The sequence below is a fragment of the Arthrobacter sp. CC3 genome (genome assembly GCF_039907775.1).
GTDB lineage: Bacteria > Actinomycetota > Actinomycetes > Actinomycetales > Micrococcaceae > Arthrobacter.
Genome location: NZ_JARCCY010000027.1, coordinates 1 through 22,383 on the forward strand (window position 1 = coordinate 1; position 22,383 = coordinate 22,383).

At 66.4% G+C, this 22,383-nt stretch carries 24 protein-coding genes and 1 pseudogene; 8 read left to right on the top strand and 17 right to left on the bottom strand.

From position 1 onward, the window contains the following. The 5 genes and pseudogenes from PV761_RS15835 to PV761_RS15855 form a co-directional block, all read right to left on the bottom strand. Positions 1-493, bottom strand: a pseudogene (locus tag PV761_RS15835) (c-type cytochrome biogenesis protein CcsB); the annotation flags it as partial. Beyond that, positions 493-2,295: a cytochrome c biogenesis protein ResB gene (locus tag PV761_RS15840; protein WP_347898161.1), complete on the bottom strand. Its 1,803-nt coding sequence runs from the start codon at positions 2,293-2,295 to the stop codon at positions 493-495. The pseudogene PV761_RS15835 and the gene PV761_RS15840, both read right to left, overlap by 1 nt. Further along, the gene (locus PV761_RS15845) at positions 2,295-3,050 is read right to left on the bottom strand and encodes a cytochrome c biogenesis protein CcdA (protein WP_028269989.1); all 756 of its coding nucleotides are present in this window, start codon (positions 3,048-3,050) and stop codon (positions 2,295-2,297) included. Before PV761_RS15845 ends, PV761_RS15840 begins: the two co-directional genes overlap by 1 nt. Positions 3,051-3,064: 14 nt before the next feature. Continuing rightward, on the bottom strand, positions 3,065-3,670 hold the full coding sequence (locus PV761_RS15850) for a TlpA disulfide reductase family protein (RefSeq protein WP_347898272.1): 606 nt from the start codon (positions 3,668-3,670) through the stop codon (positions 3,065-3,067). A 44-nt stretch (positions 3,671-3,714) separates the two neighbouring features. Next, complete coding sequence (locus tag PV761_RS15855) at positions 3,715-4,380, bottom strand: histidine phosphatase family protein (protein WP_347898163.1); 666 nt, start codon at positions 4,378-4,380, stop codon at positions 3,715-3,717. Between the two features lie 221 nt (positions 4,381-4,601). Here PV761_RS15855 and PV761_RS15860 point away from each other — a divergent pair, with 221 nt between their 5' ends. From PV761_RS15860 to PV761_RS15870, 3 genes are all read left to right on the top strand, one after another. Further along, complete coding sequence (locus tag PV761_RS15860; RefSeq protein WP_347898165.1) at positions 4,602-5,150, top strand: YceI family protein; 549 nt, start codon at positions 4,602-4,604, stop codon at positions 5,148-5,150. A 231-nt stretch (positions 5,151-5,381) separates the two neighbouring features. Continuing rightward, a complete protein-coding gene (locus PV761_RS15865) occupies positions 5,382-6,200 on the top strand; it encodes a hypothetical protein (protein WP_347898167.1) in 819 nt (272 codons plus the stop codon). A 279-nt stretch (positions 6,201-6,479) separates the two neighbouring features. Next, a complete protein-coding gene (locus tag PV761_RS15870) occupies positions 6,480-7,205 on the top strand; it encodes a hypothetical protein (RefSeq protein WP_347898169.1) in 726 nt (241 codons plus the stop codon). Between the two features lie 24 nt (positions 7,206-7,229). On the opposite strand, the gene PV761_RS15875 is transcribed toward PV761_RS15870, so the two are convergent. Next, on the bottom strand, positions 7,230-7,925 hold the full coding sequence (locus tag PV761_RS15875) for a redox-sensing transcriptional repressor Rex (RefSeq protein ID WP_028269983.1): 696 nt from the start codon (positions 7,923-7,925) through the stop codon (positions 7,230-7,232). 78 nt (positions 7,926-8,003) lie between these two features. Next, on the bottom strand, positions 8,004-8,258 hold the full coding sequence (locus PV761_RS15880; RefSeq protein WP_043483637.1) for a glutaredoxin family protein: 255 nt from the start codon (positions 8,256-8,258) through the stop codon (positions 8,004-8,006). A gap of 125 nt (positions 8,259-8,383) precedes the next feature. Here PV761_RS15880 and PV761_RS15885 point away from each other — a divergent pair, with 125 nt between their 5' ends. Further along, a complete protein-coding gene (locus tag PV761_RS15885; RefSeq protein WP_028269981.1) occupies positions 8,384-9,202 on the top strand; it encodes an HAD-IB family hydrolase in 819 nt (272 codons plus the stop codon). 229 nt (positions 9,203-9,431) lie between these two features. Here PV761_RS15885 and PV761_RS15890 read toward each other — a convergent pair whose 3' ends face one another. The 8 genes from PV761_RS15890 to PV761_RS15925 all read right to left on the bottom strand — a co-directional run bounded on the left by PV761_RS15890 (position 9,432) and on the right by PV761_RS15925 (position 17,800). Continuing rightward, positions 9,432-9,530 (bottom strand): AURKAIP1/COX24 domain-containing protein, encoded by a 99-nt coding sequence (locus PV761_RS15890; protein WP_003792170.1) that lies wholly within the window; start codon positions 9,528-9,530, stop codon positions 9,432-9,434. 185 nt (positions 9,531-9,715) lie between these two features. Continuing rightward, complete coding sequence (locus PV761_RS15895; RefSeq protein ID WP_028269980.1) at positions 9,716-9,928, bottom strand: helix-turn-helix domain-containing protein; 213 nt, start codon at positions 9,926-9,928, stop codon at positions 9,716-9,718. A gap of 168 nt (positions 9,929-10,096) precedes the next feature. Further along, the gene (locus PV761_RS15900; RefSeq protein WP_347898174.1) at positions 10,097-11,221 is read right to left on the bottom strand and encodes a 3-deoxy-7-phosphoheptulonate synthase; all 1,125 of its coding nucleotides are present in this window, start codon (positions 11,219-11,221) and stop codon (positions 10,097-10,099) included. Positions 11,222-11,577: 356 nt separating this feature from the next. After that, positions 11,578-12,588 (bottom strand): acetylxylan esterase, encoded by a 1,011-nt coding sequence (locus tag PV761_RS15905; RefSeq protein WP_028269978.1) that lies wholly within the window; start codon positions 12,586-12,588, stop codon positions 11,578-11,580. A 48-nt stretch (positions 12,589-12,636) separates the two neighbouring features. Then, positions 12,637-14,154, bottom strand: a complete 1,518-nt coding sequence (locus tag PV761_RS15910; RefSeq protein ID WP_347898178.1) for a rhamnulokinase family protein — start codon at positions 14,152-14,154, stop codon at positions 12,637-12,639. Next, complete coding sequence (locus PV761_RS15915) at positions 14,151-16,193, bottom strand: bifunctional aldolase/short-chain dehydrogenase (protein ID WP_347898180.1); 2,043 nt, start codon at positions 16,191-16,193, stop codon at positions 14,151-14,153. Before PV761_RS15915 ends, PV761_RS15910 begins: the two co-directional genes overlap by 4 nt. Positions 16,194-16,197: 4 nt before the next feature. Next, complete coding sequence (gene rhaI / locus PV761_RS15920) at positions 16,198-17,364, bottom strand: L-rhamnose isomerase (protein WP_347898182.1); 1,167 nt, start codon at positions 17,362-17,364, stop codon at positions 16,198-16,200. A 79-nt stretch (positions 17,365-17,443) separates the two neighbouring features. After that, complete coding sequence (locus PV761_RS15925; RefSeq protein WP_028269975.1) at positions 17,444-17,800, bottom strand: L-rhamnose mutarotase; 357 nt, start codon at positions 17,798-17,800, stop codon at positions 17,444-17,446. 225 nt (positions 17,801-18,025) lie between these two features. On the opposite strand from PV761_RS15925, the gene PV761_RS15930 reads away from it, so the two are divergent. The 4 genes from PV761_RS15930 (at position 18,026) to PV761_RS15945 (ending at position 21,007) form a co-directional block, all read left to right on the top strand. Continuing rightward, positions 18,026-19,066 carry a LacI family DNA-binding transcriptional regulator gene (locus PV761_RS15930; RefSeq protein ID WP_028269974.1) on the top strand — a complete coding sequence of 347 codons (1,041 nt, stop codon included), beginning with the start codon at positions 18,026-18,028 and terminating at the stop codon, positions 19,064-19,066. A gap of 164 nt (positions 19,067-19,230) precedes the next feature. Next, entirely contained in the window at positions 19,231-19,707 is a 477-nt protein-coding gene (locus tag PV761_RS15935; protein ID WP_347898185.1) for an alpha/beta hydrolase, read from the top strand. Further along, positions 19,694-20,050, top strand: a complete 357-nt coding sequence (locus PV761_RS15940) for a hypothetical protein (RefSeq protein WP_347898187.1) — start codon at positions 19,694-19,696, stop codon at positions 20,048-20,050. The genes PV761_RS15935 and PV761_RS15940 overlap by 14 nt, the downstream gene beginning before the upstream one ends. Before the next feature lie 126 nt (positions 20,051-20,176). Continuing rightward, positions 20,177-21,007 carry an oxidoreductase gene (locus tag PV761_RS15945; protein WP_347898190.1) on the top strand — a complete coding sequence of 277 codons (831 nt, stop codon included), beginning with the start codon at positions 20,177-20,179 and terminating at the stop codon, positions 21,005-21,007. Here the strand turns inward: PV761_RS15945 and PV761_RS15950 are convergent. Together PV761_RS15950 and PV761_RS15955 are read right to left on the bottom strand one after the other, a co-directional pair. Next, positions 21,004-21,675 carry a DUF1961 family protein gene (locus tag PV761_RS15950; RefSeq protein WP_347898193.1) on the bottom strand — a complete coding sequence of 224 codons (672 nt, stop codon included), beginning with the start codon at positions 21,673-21,675 and terminating at the stop codon, positions 21,004-21,006. The two genes, PV761_RS15945 and PV761_RS15950, sit on opposite strands and share 4 nt — an antisense overlap. Further along, the gene (locus PV761_RS15955) at positions 21,676-22,347 is read right to left on the bottom strand and encodes a rhamnogalacturonan acetylesterase (RefSeq protein ID WP_347898215.1); all 672 of its coding nucleotides are present in this window, start codon (positions 22,345-22,347) and stop codon (positions 21,676-21,678) included. Positions 22,348-22,383 lie beyond the last annotated feature (36 nt).

Genomic DNA, 22,383 nt, shown 5'->3' on the forward strand with positions numbered 1-22,383 from the left:
CGCCGGTGGTAAGGAACTCGTACATGTTGCCCCACGGCACCCGGCCCGCACCGAAGGCGCGGGTGACCACGCCGGCGCCGTGGATCACGGCGCCCAGCACGGTCAGGGCAACAGCAACGCGGGCGGGAACGCGGCGTTCGGCGGCGTAGCGCATGCCGGCGTCGGCCGTCTGCCCGGCGCCTGCCACGGCACCATTGGAGGCGCGTCCGGTGGCCGACGACGGCCGCTCGGCGCGGCCTGCCGGCCCGCTGACGTCCGAATCGGCGCGGTCAACGGCGGCACCGGCGCCGACGCCGGCACCCACCGGAACTTTGGACGTCGCTGCCGCGGACGCCTCGGCTGCGGCCGCAGCTTTGAGGTCCACGGCGAGGAGGGCCTTGCTGCTCTTGGCCAGGTCCCAGGCGAAGGCGATAAAGGCAACCGTGTACGTTCCGGCGGCCAGCAGCATAAAGAGCTCGCTGTACTGGCCCATGGTTTCGTTGATGGCGAGCATTACTGGTCCTTCTTCGACTCGGATGAGCCGGCTGTTGACTGGATAAAGTCTTCCGGGCGGGATTCCGTGGCGGCATCCCCGGAGGCACCGTTGGGGACACTCTCCGCGGGGCCATTATCCTCCGGCCCGCTGGGAGCTGTCTGTGAAGCCGTCCGGGAGTCCAGGCCCCATTCCTCTGTCAGCAGTCCGCGGATAATCTCCGCCTCCGCCGCCAGGCGGTGGTCTTCGCCGCGGGCCAGGAGACCGTACTCCACCATGGTGCGGCCGTCGGGGTGCGTACCCGTGCGGACCCAGACGCGCCGGCGGTTCACGTACAGGGAGGTCACCAGTCCGGCCACCGCCAGAAGGGCGAAGATCAGGGCGTAGAGCTGGCCCGGGTTGTGGTGGATGTCCACGCCGATGTAGCGCTTCACGCCGTCGAAGCTGATGGTTCCCTTGCCGTCCGGGAGCGTATACGTGGTCCCGGGCGCCAGGGTGATGCCGCCGGCGTCGAGGTTCCGGGCGTTGAGCGGCGTCAGCTTCTTCACGTCGAGCTCGAAGACGTTCTGCGGGGAGCCCGCGTTTAGTCCGAGGTCGCCGAAGTACGAGTTCAGCGTGAGCTGCGGGTTGATCAGTTCCGGGTCCCCGCTGAAGGACACGCCTTCCTCGGTGACGAACGCGGTGGGCAGGAAGAACCCGGCGAACCCGAGCTGGTCCGGCTTGGCGTCCGGGACCTTGATGACCACGGAGGAGTAGTAGTTGTCCCCCTGCAGCTTGGCCACCACCGGCCCCTGCATGGCGACGTTGCCGGCGCCGTCGCGGATGGTCACCACGGGGGCGTAGCCGTTGCCGGTGAGGTAGATGCTGGTGCCGCCCAGGCTGACGGGGTCGTTGACCTTCAGCACCTGCTTCTCGGCCGGTGCGTCCGGGGTTTCCCGGGTGGTCACGTCCGCCTTGAAGTCGATGGGCTGGCCGAACTTGCCCTTCGATTCACGGTCGAAGGTGATCTGGAACTTATCCAGCTGGATGGAGTAGGGCTGGAGCTGGCTGCTCTGGAAGTTGGTGCCCGGGGTGAACTGGTCGTAGCCCACCAGGGTGTTTACGAACGTGTCGCCCTCCACCAGGATCCGCTGCCCGCTGTACCCGAACAGGCCGCCGGCCGCCACGGAGACCAGCACGCCGATCAGCGACGTGTGGAACACCAGGTTTCCCACTTCCTTCAGGAAGCCGCGCTCGGCCCCCAAAGAGGGCCGCGCGCCGTCGTCGTCCCTGACATCAACGCGGTAACCGCGTTTCTTCAGCTTCGCGGCAGCGTCCGCAATAGCGTCCGACGCCGGGATCCCGGCGTCCGCGGGGATCACCAGGGTGCCGTACTCGGGCAGGCGGGAGAGCCTGGCCGGGGTGCGCGGGGGCTGGGAGCGCATGGCCCTGTAGTGGGCTATCGCGCGGGGAACCACGCAGCCGATCAGCGAGATGAACAGCAGGATGTAGATGGCGGAGAACCACGCGGAGGAGTACACGTCGTAAAGCTGGAGGGAGTCCAGGATCTTGCCGTAGTCCGGGTGGTCCGCAATGTACTGGGTGACGATCGAGGGGTTCGCGGGGCGCTGCGGGAACAGCGATCCGGGCACGGCTGCGACGGCCAGCAGCAGCAGCAGGAACAACGCGGTGCGCATGCTGGTCAGCTGGGTCCAGGCCCAGCGCAGCATGCCTGTGAGCCCCAGCGCCGGCATGGCAGCTTCGGCCTTGGCCTTGGCCACGGGGTTCGCTGCAGCATTGTCTGCGGGTGCAGGCTTCTTTTTTTCGTTCACTCGCTCGCTCATCAGATCGGCAATTTCACATCGGTTTGGAACCAGTACTGCAGCCCGGACACCCAGGCTCCCCATACCCCGCTGGCCATCAGCAGGCCGAGGACCACCAGGATTCCCCCGCCGATCCGCTGGATGGCGAGCCGGTGTTTGCGGAAGAAGGACATCACGCCGACGCCCCGGCGCACGGCCAGGGCAATCAGCAGGAACGGGATGCCCAGCCCGAGGCTATAGACGAAGGCCAGGAACGCCCCCTTGGCGGCCGAGGACCCGCCGGACATGCTCAACAGCTGGACGGCGGAGTAGGTGGGCCCGATGCACGGAGCCCAGCCGAGGCCGAAGGTGATGCCCAGCAACGGCGCGCCCCACAGTCCGGCCGGCGGCTTGGCGTGGATTTTGGCATCCCGCTGCAGCCAGCTGAAACCGCCCATGAATACGACGCCCATGATGATCACCAGGACACCCAGCACCTGGGTGATCCAGGCATTCTGGCCGCCGCTGATCATCGAGCCGAGCTGGCCGAACGCCCCACCGAGCAGGACGAATATCACCGAGAAGCCGAGCACGAACAGGCCGATTCCGGCCAGCATGCGGCCGCGCTTCTGCTTCTCCAGGTCCACGCCGGTCAGTCCGGTCACGTAGCCCAGGTATCCCGGCACCAGGGGCAGGACGCACGGGGAGAGGAAGGACACGAATCCCGCGAGCAGTGCCACCGGGATGGCAAGCAGCAGCGAACCGTTCAGGATGGCTTCGGCGAAGGGGCTGTTCACGTGGGGCGCCGCCGTTACTCTGCCACGGCGGCGGCGATGAGAGCCTTGAGCGTGCCCTTTTGGATTTCCCCGAGGACACGGGAGGCCACCCGGCCCTGCTTGTCGAGCACCAGCGTGGTGGGCACTGCACCCGGAGGAACCAGCCCGGACACCGCCAGGAGCACGCCGCCGTCCTTGTCGTGGAAACTGGGGTAGGTCAGGTTGAACGTCTTGTCGAACGCCTCGGCTGCGGCCTTTTCGTCGCGGAGGTTGACGCCGTAGAACTGCACTCCCTGCGGCTTAAACTCCTGGTGGAGGGCTTCGAGCGACGGCGCTTCGACGCGGCACGGCGCACAGGCAGCGAACCAGAAGTTGAGCACGGTGACTTTTCCGACGAAGTCCGCCGGCTCCACAGTGGTGCCGTCAAAGAGGGTTCCCTTGATGCTGACGGCGGATTTGCGGTCGGCGGCAGCGAACTCGGTCACGGATCCGTCACCGGCCACGTAGTTCTTGTTGTCCCCGGCCTTGGCCTGTTTGGCCAGGGCGTCCTCCTGGGCGCACGCGGAAAGCCCCAGGGTGAGGGCGGCCAGCCCCAGGCCGCCGGCGGCCAGGACACTGCGGCGGGAGGCCGCGTTGGTCACGTCGCGGGCGCCGGCCACCTTGCTGAACTTGAATCCGGCCACGCTCAGGCCCCCGGGGTGTTCGAGGCGCCGGGCAGGAGCGCGGCAGCGGGCTCGCTGTATTCCACGCGCAGGAGGGTGCCGTCGTCGTCGAACACCAAAGACGTGATGGACGTGAGGGTGCATTCGCGCTTGCGCGGATCGTGCCAGAGGGGCTTGCCCTCGGCGCTCAGGCGGGTGGACCAGATGGGGAGCTGGTGGCTGACCAGGATCGCTTCCGCATGGTCGCCACCCAGCTCAATGGCACGGAGGCGCGCGTCCTGGACCGCGGCGATGACGCGTGCAGCCTGGGCTTTGTACGGCTCGCCCCAGGACGGGATGAACGGGTTGCGCAGGTGCGGCCAGTGCCTGGGCTTGAGGAGCTCGGCTTTGTTGACCCGGAGCCCTTCGAAGTGGTTGCCGGCCTCGATGATGCGCGCCTCGGTGTGGATTTCGAGGTTCAGCGCTTCGGAGATGGGGAGGGCCGTTTCCTGGGCGCGGGTCAGCGGCGAGGCCACGAGATGCACGATGTTCGCCCCGCCGGCAACGCGGTCGCTGAAGTGCACGGCGAGCGTCTTGGCCATCTGCTGCCCGAGTTCGGAGAGGTGGAATTCCGGAAGCCGTCCGTAGAGGATTCCGTCCGGATTGTGGACCTCGCCATGGCGAAGGAGATGAACAGTGGCTTGGGGCATGTTTACCAGTTTCTCAAAGATGTCGGGTGATCTGAAATCTTCTACAGGAAGTAGAACTGAGAAGTTTGGAGAAATGTTCCCCGGAGTTGGAATAAAAGATGCATATGCATGTTTATACTGGGTGAAGCAGTTAGTTGAGACTTCAAGCAAAGAAGTTTTGGCTGGCGATCAGATGTCCTTCCGCAAGAGAACTTCCACCACAGATCACAAGGAGCAACACCATGGCACTGCCCGCCAACATCACCACCGGCACCTGGACCCTCGACAACTCGCACAGCGAAATCGGCTTCACGGTGCGCCACGCAGGCATCAGCAAGGTCCGCGGCCAGTTCACCGACGCCGTAGCCACGCTGGACCTCGCCCAGGACGTTGCCGACTCCAAGGTCAACGCCACCATCCAGACCGCCAGCTTTGACTCGGGCGACGTCAACCGCGACGGCCACGTCCGCGGCGAAGATTTCTTCGACGTCGAGAAGTTCCCGGAAATCTCCTTCGTCTCCAACGCGATCGTTCCCAAGGGCGACGCCTACGAGCTCCAGGGCGATCTGACCATCAAGGGCGTCACCCGCCCGGTGGCGCTCGAGACCGAGCTCCACGGTGTGGCTGTGGATCCGTTCGGCAACACCCGCGCCGGCCTCACCGCCGAAACCACCATCAGCCGCAAGGACTTCGGCCTGACCTGGAACGCCGTCCTCGAAGCCGGCGGCGTGCTGGTCAGCGACAAGGTTGCCATCAACCTCGAGCTCGCGTTCATCGCTCCCGCAGCCTAGTTCTTCGCTTATGTAGTTCTTCACCCCACAGCATCCCGCTCCGTCACCGCGACGGAGCGGGGTGCTGTGCTTAATCCGGCCGCTAAACCCGGCCGGCCAGAATACCTCTGCGGAATGATCCATCGGGCCGCCGGAGCGGGGTACGGTGGAACCAAACCATGCTGGGGGCAGGGGAACCGTCACTGATCCCGGTACCCGTTTTGTCAGTAGTCGACCCGCGAAGGACCAACTATGAGCACGCCTCCAGCCACCCCGAACGAACCCGAGAACGGCAAGCCTGGCCCCGACGCTCCCCAGTACGGGCAGAACGCACCGGAGTCACCTGCCGCACCCCAGTACGGGCAGCAGCCCCCGGCCGCGCCGCAGTATGGCCAAAACACGGCGCCGGGCGCTCCCCAGTACGGGCAGAACGCACCCCAGTACGGGCAGCAGCCGCCGGCTGCTCCCCAGTATGGCCAGCCCCAGTACGGGCAGCAGCCTCCTGCCGCTCCCCAGTACGGACAGCAGCCCTACGGCCAGACACCGCAGCAGTACGGCCAGTCCCCCTACGCCCAGTACCCGTCCGAACAGCCACAGGGTCCCGGAGCCGCCGGGGTTCCGAAGATGGTCAACAATGCGTTCTGGATGATCATTGCTGCCGGCGCCCTGTGGCTCATCTCCCTCCTGGTGGCCATTCCCGCGCTGGATGATCCCGCCATGCGGAGCACGTTCGAGGAGCAGATGCGGGCAGGCGGCGCAGACATCGATTTTGAATCGATCAAGGGCGTTGTCATCGGAACCATGGTTGTGATGGGCCTGATCGGTGCCGGGCTGTACGCCCTGGTTGCCTTCAACGTTCGCAAGGGAAAGAACTGGGCGCGCATCCTGGGCACGGTTTTTGCCGCCCTCTCGATCTTCAGCCTGCTTCCGCTCAGCATCGGCACCATCGCCGTACTGCTCGGCATCGCGGCCATTGTGATGCTCTACCTCCCGGCATCAGCGCCGTACTTCCAGAAGCAGCAGCCGTTCGGCGGACCCTACGCCCAGCCGGGCAACCCCTACGGCCGCTAGCCCGCACCGAAGCACCACAGCACAGCACAGCACAGCAGCACCACAGTTCCACAGCCGAAGGGCGTGGACTTTGGACGGCACCCGCGAATTCAGTCGCGAGCCTCCGGAGTCCGCGCCCTCTGTGTTTGCCCGCTGTTTCTCTTGAGCGGAAATTGCGGCGCAAACTATGCCCAGAATGCCCTTCCGCACGGTACGGTGTTACCAAAATCACGCTGGGGGCAGGTGAGGTGGCTGATCCCGGTGTCTATTACTGAGTAACCGACTCACAAAGGATCACTAATGAGCACTCCGCCCGTCCCGCCGTCGTATCCCAGCGATCCCAGCGGCGGTTCCTACGGCCAGCAGGCACCGCAGTACGGGCAGGATCCGTCCGCCTTTGCGCATCCACCGCAGTATGCGCAGGCCCCGCAATCCGGCCAGGCGCCCCAATACGGCCAGCCCCCGCAACAGTTCGGGCAGGCGCAATATGCGCAGCCGCAGCAGTCCGGGAAGCCGCAGTACTACGCCTACCCCTCGGAACTGCCGCAGCAGGGAAACTCGGGCACCGCTGCTCCCCCGCTGGTCAACCTCTCGTTCTGGCTGTTGATCGTCGCGTGCGCGCTCTGGGTGGGCTCCGTGTTCCTGTCGATAGGTTCCATCGACGACCCCGCCACGCGCAGCCAGTTCAATGCCAGGCTGGCAACCAGCGGAGCGGACGTGGATTTTGAAGCCGTGAAGGGCGTCATTGTGGGAATGGTGGTGCTGATCGCCGCCGTCGGAGTGCTGTTGTACGCGCTTGTGGCGTTCAACGTCCGGAAGGGCCGCAACTGGGCCCGTGTCCTGGGTACCATTTTCGCGGCCTTCTCCCTGCTGGGCGTTCTGCAGATGGGACTCGGGACGCCGTCCATCCTGGCCGGGGCCGCGGCGATCGTGCTCCTGTACCTGCCCGGGTCGGCGCCGTACTTCCGGAAGTACCAGCCGTACGCCGGCCCGTACGGGCAGCCGGGCTACCCCTTCGGGCGCTAGCGGCGGCACTTCTCGACGGCGGGATTACTCGCCGTCGTCGGGGTTCTGGATCCGCTGGGCGTGGTAGGCCAGGATCTGCAGCTCGGTGGCCATGTCCACCTTGCGCAGGTTCACGCCCGGCGGCACCTGGAGCATCACGGGCGCAAAACTGAGGATGCTTCGCACGCCGGCGGCGATGACGCGGTCGCACACACCCTGGGCCACGGCGGCCGGCAGGGCGAGCACCACCATGTTGGCGCCGGTCCGCTGGAGGACAGGCTCCAGGTCCGCGACGTCGCTGACGCGCAGCCAGCCCACCTCGTTGCCCACCACCATCTGGTCGGCGTCAAAAATGGCCACGACGTCGAAGCCCCGAGATTCGAAGCCGCCGTACCGCGCCAGGGCCTTGCCGAGGTTGCCGGCGCCCACGATTGCCACTTTCCAGTCCCGGGTGAGCCCGAGTGCGGCCGAGATGTTGCGGCTGAGGTACTGCACTTCGTAGCCGACGCCGCGGGTGCCGTAGGACCCGACGTGCGAGAGGTCCTTGCGGAGGGTGGACGAGCTGACGCCGGAGGCTTCGGCCAGGGACTCGGACGAGACGCGTTCGATCCCTTCGGCCAGCATGGTGGTGAGGGCGCGCAAATAGATGGTCAGCCGGGCCACGGCCGCGGGCGGAATCTGCTTGGCCGCAGTTCCGCTATCCCCGTGGACAGCCTCGGGGGATGAATCCAGCGAAGTCACTATCTGCTCCATTGCGTCGCGTTGTGAGTCCACTCTAGAGCCCCCTCTGCGCTGCCAACAAAGCAGAAGTCGTCGCGCCTATTTCGCCACAGCCTGGCGTAGTATCCGCTCGAGGCGGGTTTCGTCGATCTTCCAGAAGTCCCGCTGGATACCGTCCACCAGGACAACGGGGATCTCTTCGGCGTAACGCTCGCGCAGCTCCGGCTGGTTGTCCACCAGTTGTTCCGTCCACTCAAGTCCCAGTGCCGCTGTGACCCGTCCGACGGCGTCGCGCGCCGCCTCGCAGAGGTGGCAGTCAGCTTTGGTGATCAGGACGACGTCGGGTTTTGCCATGCCTTAACCGTAGCCCGGGCTGCCGCCCCGCTGCGACGGGGGCGCACATCTGTGTGCACCCATCAGCATGGACTCGTCTGCGAGGCCGCGACAGCGCGGACTCGACCATTGACTAGACTCAAGTCATGCCCGAGGAGAAGTACGTCGCCGTAGTCCGGCAGCCGGCCGGTGCGCTGCAGCACGGCGAGGCCGCCTTCTTCGACGTCGACAACACGCTCATGAAGGGCGCCAGCCTCTTCCATGTGGCCCGAAAAATGCACCAGCGCGGCGCCTTCACCCTGCCGCAGGCAGCAGGCATGGCGTGGAAGCAGTTCAAGTTCATTCTCCGCGGCGAGAACATGGATGACGTCCACGCGGTCCGGGACTCGGCCCTGACCCTTGCAGCCGGCATCACCGTGGAGGACATCAAAGCCCTCGGCGAAGAAGTCTTCGACGAAATGATTGAGTCCAGGATCTGGCCCGGCACCAAAGCCCTGGCCCAGCAGCACCTCCGGGTGGGGCGCATGGTGTGGCTGGTGACGGCGACCCCCATCGAGGTGGCCACCGTGATTTCCACCCGGCTGGGCCTGACCGGTGCCCTGGGAACCGTCGGTGAAGTCATGGACGGGGCGTACACCGGCCGGCTGGTGGGTGACATCCTGCACGGCCAGGCCAAGGCCGTGGCTGTCCAGGGCATCGCGGACGCCGAGGACCTGGACCTCAAGCGCTGCTGGGCCTACAGCGACTCACACAATGACATTCCGCTGCTGAGCATGGTGGGCCATCCCGTGGCCATCAATCCCGACGCCCGGCTCCGCCGCCACGCCCGGGACAACAACTGGCCGGTGTACGACTTCCGATCCGGGCGCCGCGCCGCAACGCTCGGGCTGAAAGCCGCGACTGTCGGCGGCGCCGCCTACGGCCTCTGGCGGGGTTTCACCCGCTTCCGCGGACCCACGGTCTAACCCTCACCACACGAGTGGCGTGCCCGCTGAGCTTCCGGAGCCTCAATCGGCCACAGTGCTTCGCGTAGGAGCGCATCGCGACCGAACGCGCGACACAGGTCGCCCAGCGACCGTCGGAGCGCCTTTCGGGCGTGTCTAAGCGACGGCGAAGCGCTGTTGCCGGGGAACCAAGCAAAGAAAAATGCCCGCTGCCAAAGGCAACGGGCATCTCACGCTGTAGGAAGTATCTCTACTTCTTGTTACGGCGCTGGTGGCGGGTCTTACGAAGCAACTTGCGGTGCTTCTTCTTGGCCATACGCTTGCGACGCTTCTTAATAACTGAACCCACGAAAGTTCCTTACAAACTAGATGGAGTACCTGTCTGATGGAAGAGGTCCGTGGACTAGGCAACAGACTAAACAACAAACAGATTCTTACAATAACGAAAAACGTTCCCTAACAGGGTACCGCTTATCCGGCGCTCCCACTGACCGCCCGCCAGACCGCACCCCTTGGTTGCGGCCGCTGCGGAGGTTAGGCGGTGTCCGTTTGGCCTTCCACGACAGCACCTTTGACGTACTGTTCGACGGCGGTCTCGGGCACCCGGAAGGAGCGGCCGAACCGGACGGCCGGCATCTCTCCGGAATGAACAAGGCGGTACACGGTCATTTTGGAAACGCGCATGAGCTCGGCCACTTCGGCCACAGTCAGGAACTGAGCGTTCGAGAAGTTCGACTCTGCGGACATTTCCCTTATTCCTTTGTTAACAGCTGATAAAGGCAACCCCATTGAAACCCCATTGCGGTGTGCCGATGCTGAGCCATCAACCTACCCTGTGCTAGTTACTCTAGTGGCTGATGGTGCCATTGTGAAAGTCATTTTCAGTAACCAGTTTCGCTGAACCGCCAGGGACTTTCAGCCCTGGCTGGCGCCGCGGCGCTTGCGGGCCGACGATGCCAGCTGGCCCAGTACCGACGCCGTGACATCCCACTCCATGCAGGCATCCGTCACGCTCTGGCCGTAGACCAGTTCGTCGGTGCCTGCGGCGTGCTCGGCCACGTCGAGGTTCTGCGCGCCGCCAACCAGGAAGCTCTCCAGCATGACGCCGGCAATCGCCGCGGCTGCCGCTCCGCCGTCTTCCAGCTGGGCGCCGATTTCGAGGGCCACCTCGGCCTGGCGGTGGTGGCTCTTGCCGCTGTTGGCGTGGCTGGCGTCCACAATGAGCCTGGGGTTGAGCTGCTTGGCCGCCAGCTTGGCGGACGCGGCTTCGACGTCGGCCGCGGAGTAGTTGGGGCCCTTGCGGCCGCCGCGGAGGATCACGTGGGTGTCCGGGTTGCCGGCCGTGGCCACCAGCGCCGCCCGGCCGTCGCCGTCGATCCCCAGGAACGCCTGGGAGGCCGCTGAGGCGCTGCAGGCATCCACCGCAACCTGGAGGTCGCCGTCGGTCCCGTTCTTGAACCCGATGGGCATGGACAGCCCTGACGCCAGCTGGCGGTGGATCTGGCTTTCCGTGGTGCGCGCACCGATGGCGCCCCAGGACACGAGGTCGGCCATGTACTGCGGGCTAATGGGTTCCAGGAATTCCGTGGCCGTGGGGAGGCCCAGCGAGGTGACCTGCTTCAGGAACCGGCGGGCCGCCCGCAGGCCGGTGGCGATGTCGTGGCTGCCGTCCAGGTGCGGATCGTTGATGAGGCCCTTCCAGCCCACCGTGGTGCGGGGCTTCTCGAAGTAGGTCCGCATCACGATCAGCAGGTCTTCCTTGTGCTTCTCGGCCTGGCTCACCAGCCTGCGGGCGTATTCCAGGCCGGCTTTGGGGTCATGGATGGAGCAGGGGCCCACGATCACCAGCAGGCGGTCGTCCACGCCGTCCATGATGGCCCGGACTTCATCCCGGCCGCGTTCGACGACGTCAGCAACCCGGGCGTCCAGCGGAAGTTCCTCGATCATGTCCTGGGGTGACGGAAGCGCCTGGAATTCGCTGACGCGCAGGTTTGAGGTGGACTTGGAAGGCTGTGTTTCGGTGGCTGCTGTGGTGCTCATGGGTGCGGGGTCCTGTTCCGGAAGGTGCGGAGCGGGCCCAGATCAGAACCCGCCGGAGAAATGGCGAAGGGCAGAGAATGATCTCTGCCCTGTTGGCTCTGAAGGAAAGTTGGATGCGTGTCAGTTAGACGCGGGCCCCTCCAGAGCCAACGAAAAATACGCATACCAACGGTTTATCATAGCCAAGACCATAACCCCGGAAGCAACCGGCCGCAAACCGGGGCGTCACAAAACTCCGCGCAACACACCGCACCGCTCTCGACCGGCCCAACCAGCCCCGGCCCAACTAGGTAGCAGCAGGTGTCGTTTTGAGCCGCCAAAACGACATCTGCTGCTACCTAGTTGGGAGGGAAGCGCTACCCCAGCAGCTTGCGCAGGTACTCCAGCTGGCGGTTCCACTGGTGCTCCTGGCCGCCCTCATGGTTGTTGAACCGGTACACCTCGATGTCCTTGGCCGGCGCCCCGCTGCCAGCGCCCGTGCCGTAGGCGTTGAAGCTGGCAAAAACGGTCGACGGCGGGCAGATGTCGTCCGCCTGCGCGGCCGAGAACAGCGCCGGCACCGTGGCCGCCCGGCCCAGGTTGACGCCGTCGAAGTAGTTCAGCACGGCGAGGACCGACTCGTAACGGTCCCGGTGGCGGGCCAGGAAGGCAGCGATTTCCGGATAGGGTCCGCGCGGCGTGATGTCGATGGCGCGGGGGAAGTCCTGCAGGAACGGCACGTCCGGCAGCGCGGCGATGACGCCGTCGAGCCTTCCGGCAGCAAGCCCGGCCACGGCAATGGTGATGCCGCCGCCCTGGCTGACACCCGCAACCACAACCCGGGAGGCGTCGACGGCGGGATGCGCCTGCGCCGCTTCCACCGCGCGGAAGGCATCCACATAGACCCGGCGGTAGTAGTAATCCTCACGGCTTCCGGCGCCGCGGGTCATCAGCCCCGCATGCGCCACGTCCCCGGCGGATGGGTGCGGGTCTGCGGTGTGCCCCAGGAGTCCGCCGTAGCCCTGCCCGCGCGTGTCCATGATGAAGTGCGCGTAGCCCGCCTGCGCCCACTTGGTGTCCTGGTTGGACAGCCCGCGTCCGCCGGAATAGCCCGCATACTGCACCACGACGGGAAGCGGCTCGTCCGCCGGGCGGTTCGCCGGCAGGTGCAGCCAGCCCTTCACCGGGGAACCGCCGAATCCCGCGAAGGTGACATCGAACGTGTCTACTACCGTGAGGTAGTTGTCCACGGGCTCGAACACGGCGCCCAGCGGGTATGCCCGGGCTTCGCTGACGGTGCGGTCCCAGAAGGCATCGAGATCCACCGGCGCGGTGACGCCGGAGGTGTAGTTTCGGAGCTGCTCAAGCGGTAGGTCGAAAAGTGGCATGGAATTCCGGTTCTATGAAGCGGCCAATACGTAGGATGTTGCATCTTCTCAGGCGGACACGGCGGATTCAACCGTCACGACGCCACGTTGCGCAGCCGGGAAGCTTTCCAACGGCTGGGAGCCACGCACCAGGGCCCGCAGCTCGCCGAGGCCGCCCGACACCACGCCTGCCGCCCGGGCCTGGACCAGCACGTTGCCCAGTGCGGTGGCCTCGACCGGTCCGGCGATGACGCGTTTTCCGGTGGCGTCGGCAGTGAGCTGGCACAGGAGCCGGTTCTGCGAGCCGCCGCCGACAATGTGCACCACGTCGACGCGCACGTCGGCGAGGCGTTCGGCGTCGGCGATGGTCCGGGCGTACCCGGCAGCGAGGCTGTCCAGGATGCAGCGGGTGATCGCGGCGGGGCTGTCCGTAAGGACCGAGCCGGTGTTGCGGACGGCCGCGCGGATCCGTTCGGGCATGTTGTCCGGGGCGATGAAGTAGGGATCGTCCGCGTTGATCTGGGGTCCGCCCAACGGCAGCGCCGCGGCGCCGGCCAGCAGGTCCGCCAGCGTGGCCGTGTAACCCTGCTGCGCCCACGCGCGCTGGCATTCGCTGAGCAGCCAGAGCCCGCCGACGTTGCGGAGATACCGGATGGTGCCGTCCACGCCGCGTTCGTTGGTGAAGTTCGCCTGCCGGCTCGCCTCGGTGAGCACGGGCTTCTTCAGCTCGACCCCGACAAGCGACCAGGTTCCCGAGGAGATGTAGGCGAAGTTCCCGTGTTCGGCCGGGACGGCGGCGACGGCGGATGCGGTGTCATGCGAGCCGACGGCCACTACTTTCGTGGCCTCGGCCAGGCCGGTCCGGGCGGCGATGCCGGGCAGCAGGGTGCCAACGGTTTCGCCGGGCTGGATCAGCGGCGGGAACAGTTTCTTCGGCAGGCCCAGGGCGGCCAGGAACTCGGTGGCCCACTCCCCCGCAACAGCGTCGAAGAGGCCGGTGGTGGAGGCGTTGGTGGCTTCGGTGCGGCGCTCTCCGGTGAGCAGGAAGGCGATCAGGTCCGGGATGAGCAGGGCCTGCAGCCCGTCCAGGTCCTTTTCGGTTGCCAGCTGGTAGAGGGTGTTGAACTGCAGGAACTGCAGGCCTGTGGTGGCGTAGAGCCGGGCCGGGTCCAGTTTTTGGTGGACGCGGGCGACGGCGGCGCGGCTGCGGTCATCGCGATAGCTGAACGGCTGCGCGATGAGGTTCCCGGCAGCGTCCACCAGCCCGTAGTCCACCGCCCAGGTGTCGATCCCGATGCTGCTGATCGTTTCGCCGCGCTCGGCGGCAACGCGGGCCGCGGCAGCGAGCCCCGTGAGCACCTCGGCGAACAGTGCGTCGAAATCCCAGCGCAGGCCGCCGTCGGACTCCACCACACCGTTCGGAAAGCGGTGGACCGTTTCCAGCGACGCTTTGCCTTCACCACCGGCAACGCCGGGTGCCACCCGGCCGAGGATGACCCGGCCCGAGGAGGCGCCGATATCGACAGCGGCGAATACACTGCCGGCGACCACGCCGCCGTCGACACCGGGTGTTGGGGTGCTGCTCATCGCAGGAAGGCTGCGGCCACGCCGGCGTCCACGGGTATGTGGAGGCCGGTGGTGTGGGACAGTTCGGCGCTGGTGAGCACGGCGGCGGCGTTGGCCACGTGCTCGGGCAGGACCTCGCGCTTGAGCAGGGTGCGCTGGGCGTAGTACTTGCCCAGTTCCTGCTCGTCCACCCCGTACACCGCGGCGCGTTTGGCGCCCCAGCCGCCGGCGAAGATGCCGGAGCCGCGGACCACGCCGTCGGGGTTGATGCCGTTGACGCGGATGCCGTATTCGCCCAGTTCTGCCGCGAGGAGCCGGACCTGGTGGGCCTGGTCTGCCTTGGTCGCGGAGTAGGCGATGTTGTTCGGGCCGGCGAACACGGAGTTCTTGGAGGAGATGTAGATGATGTCCCCGCCCATGTCCTGGCTGATCATGACCTTCGCTGCGGCCTTGGCCACCAGGAAGGAGCCCTTGGCCATGACGTTGTGCTGCAGGTCCCAGTCCTTCTCGGTGGTTTCCAGCAGCGGCTTGGAGATGGAGAGCCCGGCGTTGTTGACCACCAGGTCCACGCCGCCGAATGCCAGCACCGCTTCCTGGATGGCCGCGGCGACCTGGGCTTCGTTGGTGACGTCGGCCTGCACGCCGATGGCCACGTCCGGTCCGCCGAGTTCGGCGGCAACGGCCTGCGCGTTCTCCAGGTTCAGGTCCGCAATCACGACGCAGGCGCCTTCGGCGGCGAGGCGGGTGGCGATGGCTTTGCCGATGCCGGAGGCGGCGCCGGTCACCAGGGCGATGCGGGTGGCGTGGGACTTGGGCTTGGGCAGCCGGGCGAGCTTGGCTTCTTCCAGTGCCCAGTATTCGATCCGGAACTTCTCGGATTCCTCGATCGGGGCGTAGGTGGAGATCGCCTCGGCGCCGCGCATCACGTTGATCGCGTTGAGGTAGAACTCCCCGGCGACGCGGGCGGTCTGCTTGTTCGCACCGAAGGAGAACATGCCCACACCCGGGACCAGCACGATGGCCGGGTCCGCGCCGCGCAGCGCCGGGCTGTCCGGGGTTGCGTGCCGGCTGTAGTAGGCCTGGTAGTCCTCGCGGTAGTCCGCGTGGAGCTCCTGCAGCCGGGCAATCGAGTCCTCGATCGAGGCGTCGGCGGGCAGGTCCAGGATCAGCGGCTTGACCTTGGTGCGCAGGAAGTGGTCCGGGCAGGACGTGCCCAGGGCACCGAGCCGGGGGTGTTCGGCGGCTTCCAGGAAATCAAGGACGACGGCGTCATCACTGAAGTGCCCCAGCTGCGGTTTGTCCGTGGATGCCAGCCCGCGGATCACCGGCGCCAGCGCGGCGGCCTTGGCACGGCGCTCCGCTTCCGGGAGGGCACCGTAGCCGGGGAGCTTGGGGCCGAACGGCTGCGTGCGGCCGTTTTCTTTGATGTAAGACTCGGCCTGGTCGATGATCCAGAGCGAGTTGGCCTCGGCCTCTTCGGACGTGGCGCCCCAGGCGGTGATGCCGTGGCCGCCCAGGATGGTGCCGACGGCCTGCGGGTTGGCGTCCTTGATCGCGGCGATGTCGAGGCCCAGCTGGAAACCGGGGCGGCGCCAGGGAACCCAGACCACCTTGTCACCGAAGATCTTGGTGGTCAGTGCCTCCCCGTCCACGGCCGTGGCGATCGCGATGCCGGAATCCGGGTGCAGGTGGTCCACGTGCGCGGCGTCCACCAGCCCGTGCATCGCGGTGTCGATCGACGGCGCAGCGCCGCCCTTGCCGTGCAGGCAGTAATCAAAAGCGGCCACCATTTCGTCTTCGCGGTCCACCCCGGGGTAGACATTCTTCAGTGCGTTCAGCCGGTCCAGGCGGAGCACGGCCAGGTTTTCGGCTTTGAGGGTTCCGAGGTCCCCGCCGGAGCCTTTCACCCAGAGCAGCTGGACGTCCTCGCCGGTGACCGGGTCCTTCTCCGTGCCCTTCGCGGAGGTGTTGCCGCCGGCGAAGTTAGTGTTCCGCTTGTCCGCACCCAGGCGGTTGGAACGGGCAATCAGGTCTTCAACAGTCTTGTTCGTGCTGCTCATGCTCTTATGCGCCCCATCCGGCCTGGTGACCGCCCACGCGGTCTTCGTTGATCTGTTTCTGGTAGCCGCTGGCTTTGAAGGCTGCCAGCGGGTCCGCGGGCAGGCCGCGGGATTCACGCCAGTCGGCCAGGACGGGCCGGACGTCGGTGTAGAAGGCGTCGTTGAACACCGCGTTGGCGGCCAGGACATCGCCGGCACGCTGGGCTTCGCCCAAAGCGGCGGTGTCGATCAGCAGCGCACGCGCGGTCATTTCCTGGACGTTGAGCACGGAGCGGATCTGGCCCGGGATCTTCTCTTCCAGGTTGTGGCACTGGTCCAGCATGAGCGCCACGCCGGACTCTTTCCCGAACCCGCCGCCGCGGATCACCTCGTGCATGATCCGGAACAGCTGGAACGGGTCCGCCGCACCGACGATCAGGTCGTCATCCGCATAGAAGCGCGAGTTGAAGTCAAAGGAACCCAGCTTGCCCAGGCGGAGCAGCTGCATGACGATGAACTCGATGTTGGTGCCCGGGGCGTGGTGGCCGGTGTCCAGGCAGACAAACGCCTTCTCCCCCAGCGCGAGGGTCTGGGCGTAGGACGTGCCCCAGTCCGGAACGTCGGTGTGGTAGAAAGCCGGTTCGAAGAACTTGTACTCCAGCACCAGGCGCTGGTCCTCGCCCAGGGCGGCGTAGATCTCCTGCAGCGACTCGGCGAGCCGGTCCTGCCTGCCCCGCATGTCGTCCTGGCCCGGGTAGTTGGTGCCGTCCGCCAGCCAGATCTTCAGATCGCTCGAGCCCGTGGCGTGCATGATTTCCAGGCACTCGAGGTGGTGGTCGATGGCGCGCCGGCGCACTGCATCGTTCGAGGACGTCAGGGAACCGAACTTGTACTCGTCGTCCTGGAACGTGTTCGAGTTGATGGTGCCAAGGCCCACGCCCAGGCCCGCCGCGTACTCACGCAGGGCGGCGTAGTCATCCACCTTGTCCCACGGAATGTGCAGTGCAACGGTGGGAGCCAGGCCCGTCAGCTCGTGCACCTTCGCGGCGTCCGCGATCTTCTCCTGCACGGTCCGCGGGGTGCCCGGTGTGCCGAACACCTTGAAGCGGGTGCCCGAGTTGCCATAGGCCCAGGAGGGGACTTCGATGGCAAGCTCTTCCAGCCTGCCCAGCGCCGTTGCTACGTCATTCATGTTGGTTATTTCCGGTCTCTTGTGTTGCTGCGGTATGGGGTGGTGGTGCTGCGGCCCCGCTGCTGGAGCCTTGGGTGACTCAGCGTGCCGCGGACTCCGCCGCGGCGAGCTGGTCGTCTAGATTGAAGACTTCTTCGAGGACCAGGAACCCTTCGTCGGGGGCCTGGTCCGTGTTGTCCGGGTTGTCAAAAAGAGTGGCCATCTCCGCCTGCCAGCGGGCATTGACGTCGGTGAGCGCCATCCGCGCCCTCACGGCGTCGAAGTCGTCGCATTCCACGTAGCCCACCAGCAGCCCGTCAGTGCCCAGGAACAGCGAATAGTTGTGCCAGCCCGCATCCTGGAGTGCCTTCAGCATCTCCGGCCAGACGGCGGCGTGCCTGCGCTTGTACTCATCGATCAGTCCGGGTTGGACCGAGGAGCGGAAACACACCCTCATCTGCGGCTCTCCTGAATTTCGGATTCTTTGAATCGTTTCATTGTTACGATTCAAAGTACTCTTGAAGTCGAGTAGGTGTCAAGCAATTGTCATTGGACGAAAACCCTTTCTCCGGGAAGGCCGTTTCGCTCGCAAGGGAACGCGCCCCGGGCAAGGACAATTGGCGCGGGGGGTGTGATCCGGGCGTTTACACACGCCGCCCCGCACGAGAGAGCTTGGAGAAACATGTCACGGTCAGCCAGCATCAAGGATGTTGCGAACCATGCCCGCGTGGCGGTGGGCACGGTGTCCAATGTCCTGAATTACCCCGACCGGGTGTCGCAGCGGACCAAGGACCGGGTTCTGCAGGCCATCGACGAGCTCGGGTTCGTCCGCAACGACGCGGCCCGCCAGCTCCGGGCCGGGCACAGCCGCACCATCGGCCTGATTGTGCTCGACGTCGGCAACCCGTTCTTCACGTCCGTGGTCCGCGCCGCCGAGGATGCCGCCGCCCTGCAGGGCAGCGCAGTCCTGCTCGGAGACAGCGGGCACGATGCGAGCCGCGAGTCGAACTACATCGACCTCTTCCAGGAGCAGCGGGTCCAGGGCCTGCTCATCTCGCCGGTGGGCGATGTCACCGAACGCCTCGACCAGCTGCGCGAACGCGGCGTGCCCACTGTCCTGGTGGACCGGCTGGCCGACGAGTCCCGGTACAGTTCCGTTTCCGTTGACGACGACGCCGGCGGTTACCTTGCGGCGCGGCACCTGCTGGACACCGGCCGCCGTCGGCTGGCCTTCGTGGGAGGCCCGACGTCGATACGCCAGGTGGCGGACCGCCTCCAGGGGGCGCAACGCGCCGTTGCCGAGGTCCCGGACGCCTCCCTGGAAGTGCTGGATTCCGCCGGGCAAACGGTCCTGGCGGGCCGCGGCGTGGGCGACCGGCTGGTCCGCCGCAGCGCCGGCGAACTTCCGGACGGAGTGTTCTGCGCCAATGACCTGCTTGCCCTGGGCGTGATGCAGTCCCTCACCATGCTGCACACGCTGCGGATTCCGGAAGACATCGCCCTGATCGGCTACGACGACATCGACTTCGCCGTGTCCGCCGTGGTGCCGCTCTCCTCGATCCGCCAGCCCACGGAAGCACTCGGCCGGACTGCCATCGAGCTGCTGGCCGAGGAAGTGGACGCCATGGGGTCCGCCTCGTCACGGCCGCACCACCGCGCCGTGATCTTCACTCCCCAACTGGTGGTGCGGCAAAGCACGGCGGGTGCCGCCACGCCGGATTAGACGCCGCCGGAAGCCGCTGAGGCCCTTGCCTCCGATACCCCTCGGGGGTATCTTGAAGTACGCCGTTGCGCTTCTTGTCCCGCCGCACCCGTTCAGCGCCGGGCCAGCCGCTGCCTCGCGGAGAAAGACGACGGCGGGCACTCAGGATCGCCGTCGTAGCGCTGTTGACGATCATCGGTTTGCTGGTGGCCTCTACGGCGGCGAATCTCGTCCTGGAAGGGGTCGAACGCTCGAACGCCGCTGCGTACGGGGAGAAAGTCCGGATCGACCAGGGCACCATCAATGTCTCGCGTTCCGGGGACACCGGCCCCACCATCGTGCTGCTCAGCGGGCTGGGCACGCCCGCCCCGGGGCTGGACTTCGCGCCGCTGGTGCGGGAACTGACCGGCTTCCGGGTGGTGGCGGTGGAGGGTTTCGGATACGGCCACAGCGACATGACCGCCCGGCCGCGGACCATCGAGAACATGAGCGAGGAACTTCACACAGTGCTGTCCCAGCTCGCCGTCGATCGTCCGTACATCCTTGCCGGCCATTCAATAGCAGGCTTTACCACCCTGTACTACGCCAACAAGTACCCTGCGGAAGTGTCTGCCGTTATCGGCATCGGACCCCACGGTCCCCGCAGGCATGGCCTCGGATGAAGATCCTGCCCACACCGAGGCGCCGGCCGCAGGCAATTTCTGGGAACGGCTTCCGTCGACCACCGGCCTGGTCCGCTGGGCCGCCGCGTTGGGCCTTGCGGAAAACGCCGCGAAGATCCGAACACTCAGCTACCCTGACCACGTTCCCGTCCTTCAATTCCTGTCCCGGGAAACGATCAGCCAGCAGCCGGAGTGGCTGGGCTCCCACGAGCGCCAACTGGAAAATGTGAAGCGCCGCGAGCTGGTGGTCCTCGACGGGAACCACTACCTGCACTGGACGCAGTCCCAGGCCATGGCGACGAAAATTGCGGAGTTCCTGAGCCCGGCCGGCACCGTTCCCTGACGATCCGCGGTTCATCATGCGCCGGGGGAATCAGCCCGGGAGGGGCTACCAGTACCCGTATCAAGAGGCCCTCCCGCCGGGGATCCACTTCCTGTTGGATGGGCATAACCAACGAAAGGAACACCCATGGCTACCTGGCTCATCACAGGATGCTCCACCGGTCTCGGCCGCGCCCTCGCCCAGTCCGTGCTCGCCCGCGGCCACAACGCGGTGGTCACCGCGCGTAACGCCTCCACGCTGCAGGACATCGCGGCCGCGTACCCGGACACGGCCCTGGCCCTCCCCCTTGACGTCACCGACACGGCACAGATCAGCTCAGTGGTGCAGCAGGCGCGGACGCGGTTCGGCGGCGTCGACGTGCTGGTCAACAATGCCGGCTACGGCTACCGCGCCGCCGTTGAGGAAGCGGACGACGCCGACATCCGGCAATTGTTCGACACCAACGTTTTCGGCGCCGTCGACATGATCAAGGCAGTCCTCCCGGACATGCGGGCAAAAAGGGCAGGGTCCATCCTGAACATCTCCTCCATCGGAGCGCGGATCAAGCCGGCCGGCTCCGGATACTACTCCGCCACCAAGGCGGCCCTGGAGGGCCTCTCCGGTTCACTCCACAAGGAACTCCAGCCGCTTGGCATCAACGTCACCGTCATCGAGCCCGGCGCGTTCCGCACGGACTTCGCCGGCCGCTCCCTCACCCAGTCGGCGACGGCGATCGCGGACTATGCCGAAACGGCCGGGAAACGACGCAAAGAGCATGACACCGTCCACGGCACGCAGCCGGGCGACCCGGCGAAGGCCGCCGAGGCCATCATGGCGATCGCCGAAAGCGCGGCCCCGCCGTCCCTCCTGGTTCTTGGCCAGGACGCGTACAACGCGTTTGACGCCGTCGCCCAGGCAGAGCGCGCGGAACTGGACGAATGGCGGGAACTCAGCCTCAGCACGGGCCTTGAGGGCTAGAGTTTCTCCACCGTGAGGTTCCGGTAGGCGGCACGCAGCGGCGCCATCTGCCGGAACCCGAGGTAGCCCCCGCCCAGCACCTGGTCCGAGGAGTCGGTCCAGTCAAAGAGCAGCAGCCCGTTGATGGAAAACGCCACGCGCGGGCCGTCCTTCACGAGTTCCATGCGGTAGAAATCCCGGGCGTCCTCCGCCGGCGGCAGCGGGTCCGCGCCCTGGGCCACCAATTCAAAGCCGGCACTTTTCCGCAGGTTGCAGGTCCGGAAGGCCCGCTCGGACTCGTACTTGTGCCGGAAGTAGGAAACATGGAGGGCATCGATGTCACCCGAGTGGTATTGCGGGTAGAAGCCCGTGCGCCGGGCGACGCTGTCCGAAAACAGGTCCTGCCCGCCGTGCCCCGAGGCCGAAAAGAACAGCATGGCCAGCCCCGGCTCGGCGAGCGGCAGGAACTCCCAGCTGATCCGGATGCCGTCCGGAAACTCCACCGGGCACCAGAAAGTCCAGTGCGCGTGGTCCCCGAACTCCTGATCGTCCAGTGCGCCGGAAAGCGCCAGGGCGCCCTCCCCGCATTCCTGCCGGAGCGGGCCCTCGGCCACCCAGCCGGACACGTCCGCCGGACCGGCAAGCGGATTGCTGTAAAGCAGTTCCGGACTGGGCGGCAACGCTCCCACCTAGCGCCGCCCCGCCGTCGTGAGTCCCGCCGTCGTGCATTGCAGCAGCGCAAGCCGGGCGGCAACCTCCCCGGCAACCAGGGACGCGCCGTGACGGGAGAAGTGCGTGTTGTCGGCCAGTCCGTCAGCCCAGTGGGCGTGCTCGCCGGGACCGAAATGGCAGAACAGCGGCTTTGATTCCTCGACGCCCAGCCCCAGGTAGAGCGTGCGGGTCCAGGCGTTGAGGTCGACGACGGCGACATGCAGTTCGAGCGCGATCTCACGGACCACTTCGGGATAGTCCTCCAGACTGTCTTCCAGGGCACCGTCCGCCAGGAAGTGCCGGCGCTCCACGGAAGTGCAGAGCACCGGCACCGCCCCGAGCGCCTGCGCTTCCGCCACCATCCGGCGCAGGTTCGCCGCGTACCCCGTCCTGGCTGCCAGCTGGGGGCATTTCTGGTCGTTGTGACCGAACTGGATGAGCACCAGGCTGCCCTCCTCCGCGGCTTCCAGGAGCTGACCCCAGAGCCCCTCCTCAATGAAGGACTCCGTGCTGGCACCGCCCTTGGCGAAGTTGTGCACGGCGGCCCAGGGGTAGACGTACCGGGGCAGCTGCGCGCCCCAGCCGCTCATGGGGTACTCGTGGGTGGGACAGTTGGCCACCGTGGAATCACCGGCGAGCAGTATCTTCATGCTGTTCCTTCTGTTGCGTGTTGAGCCGTCACCTGC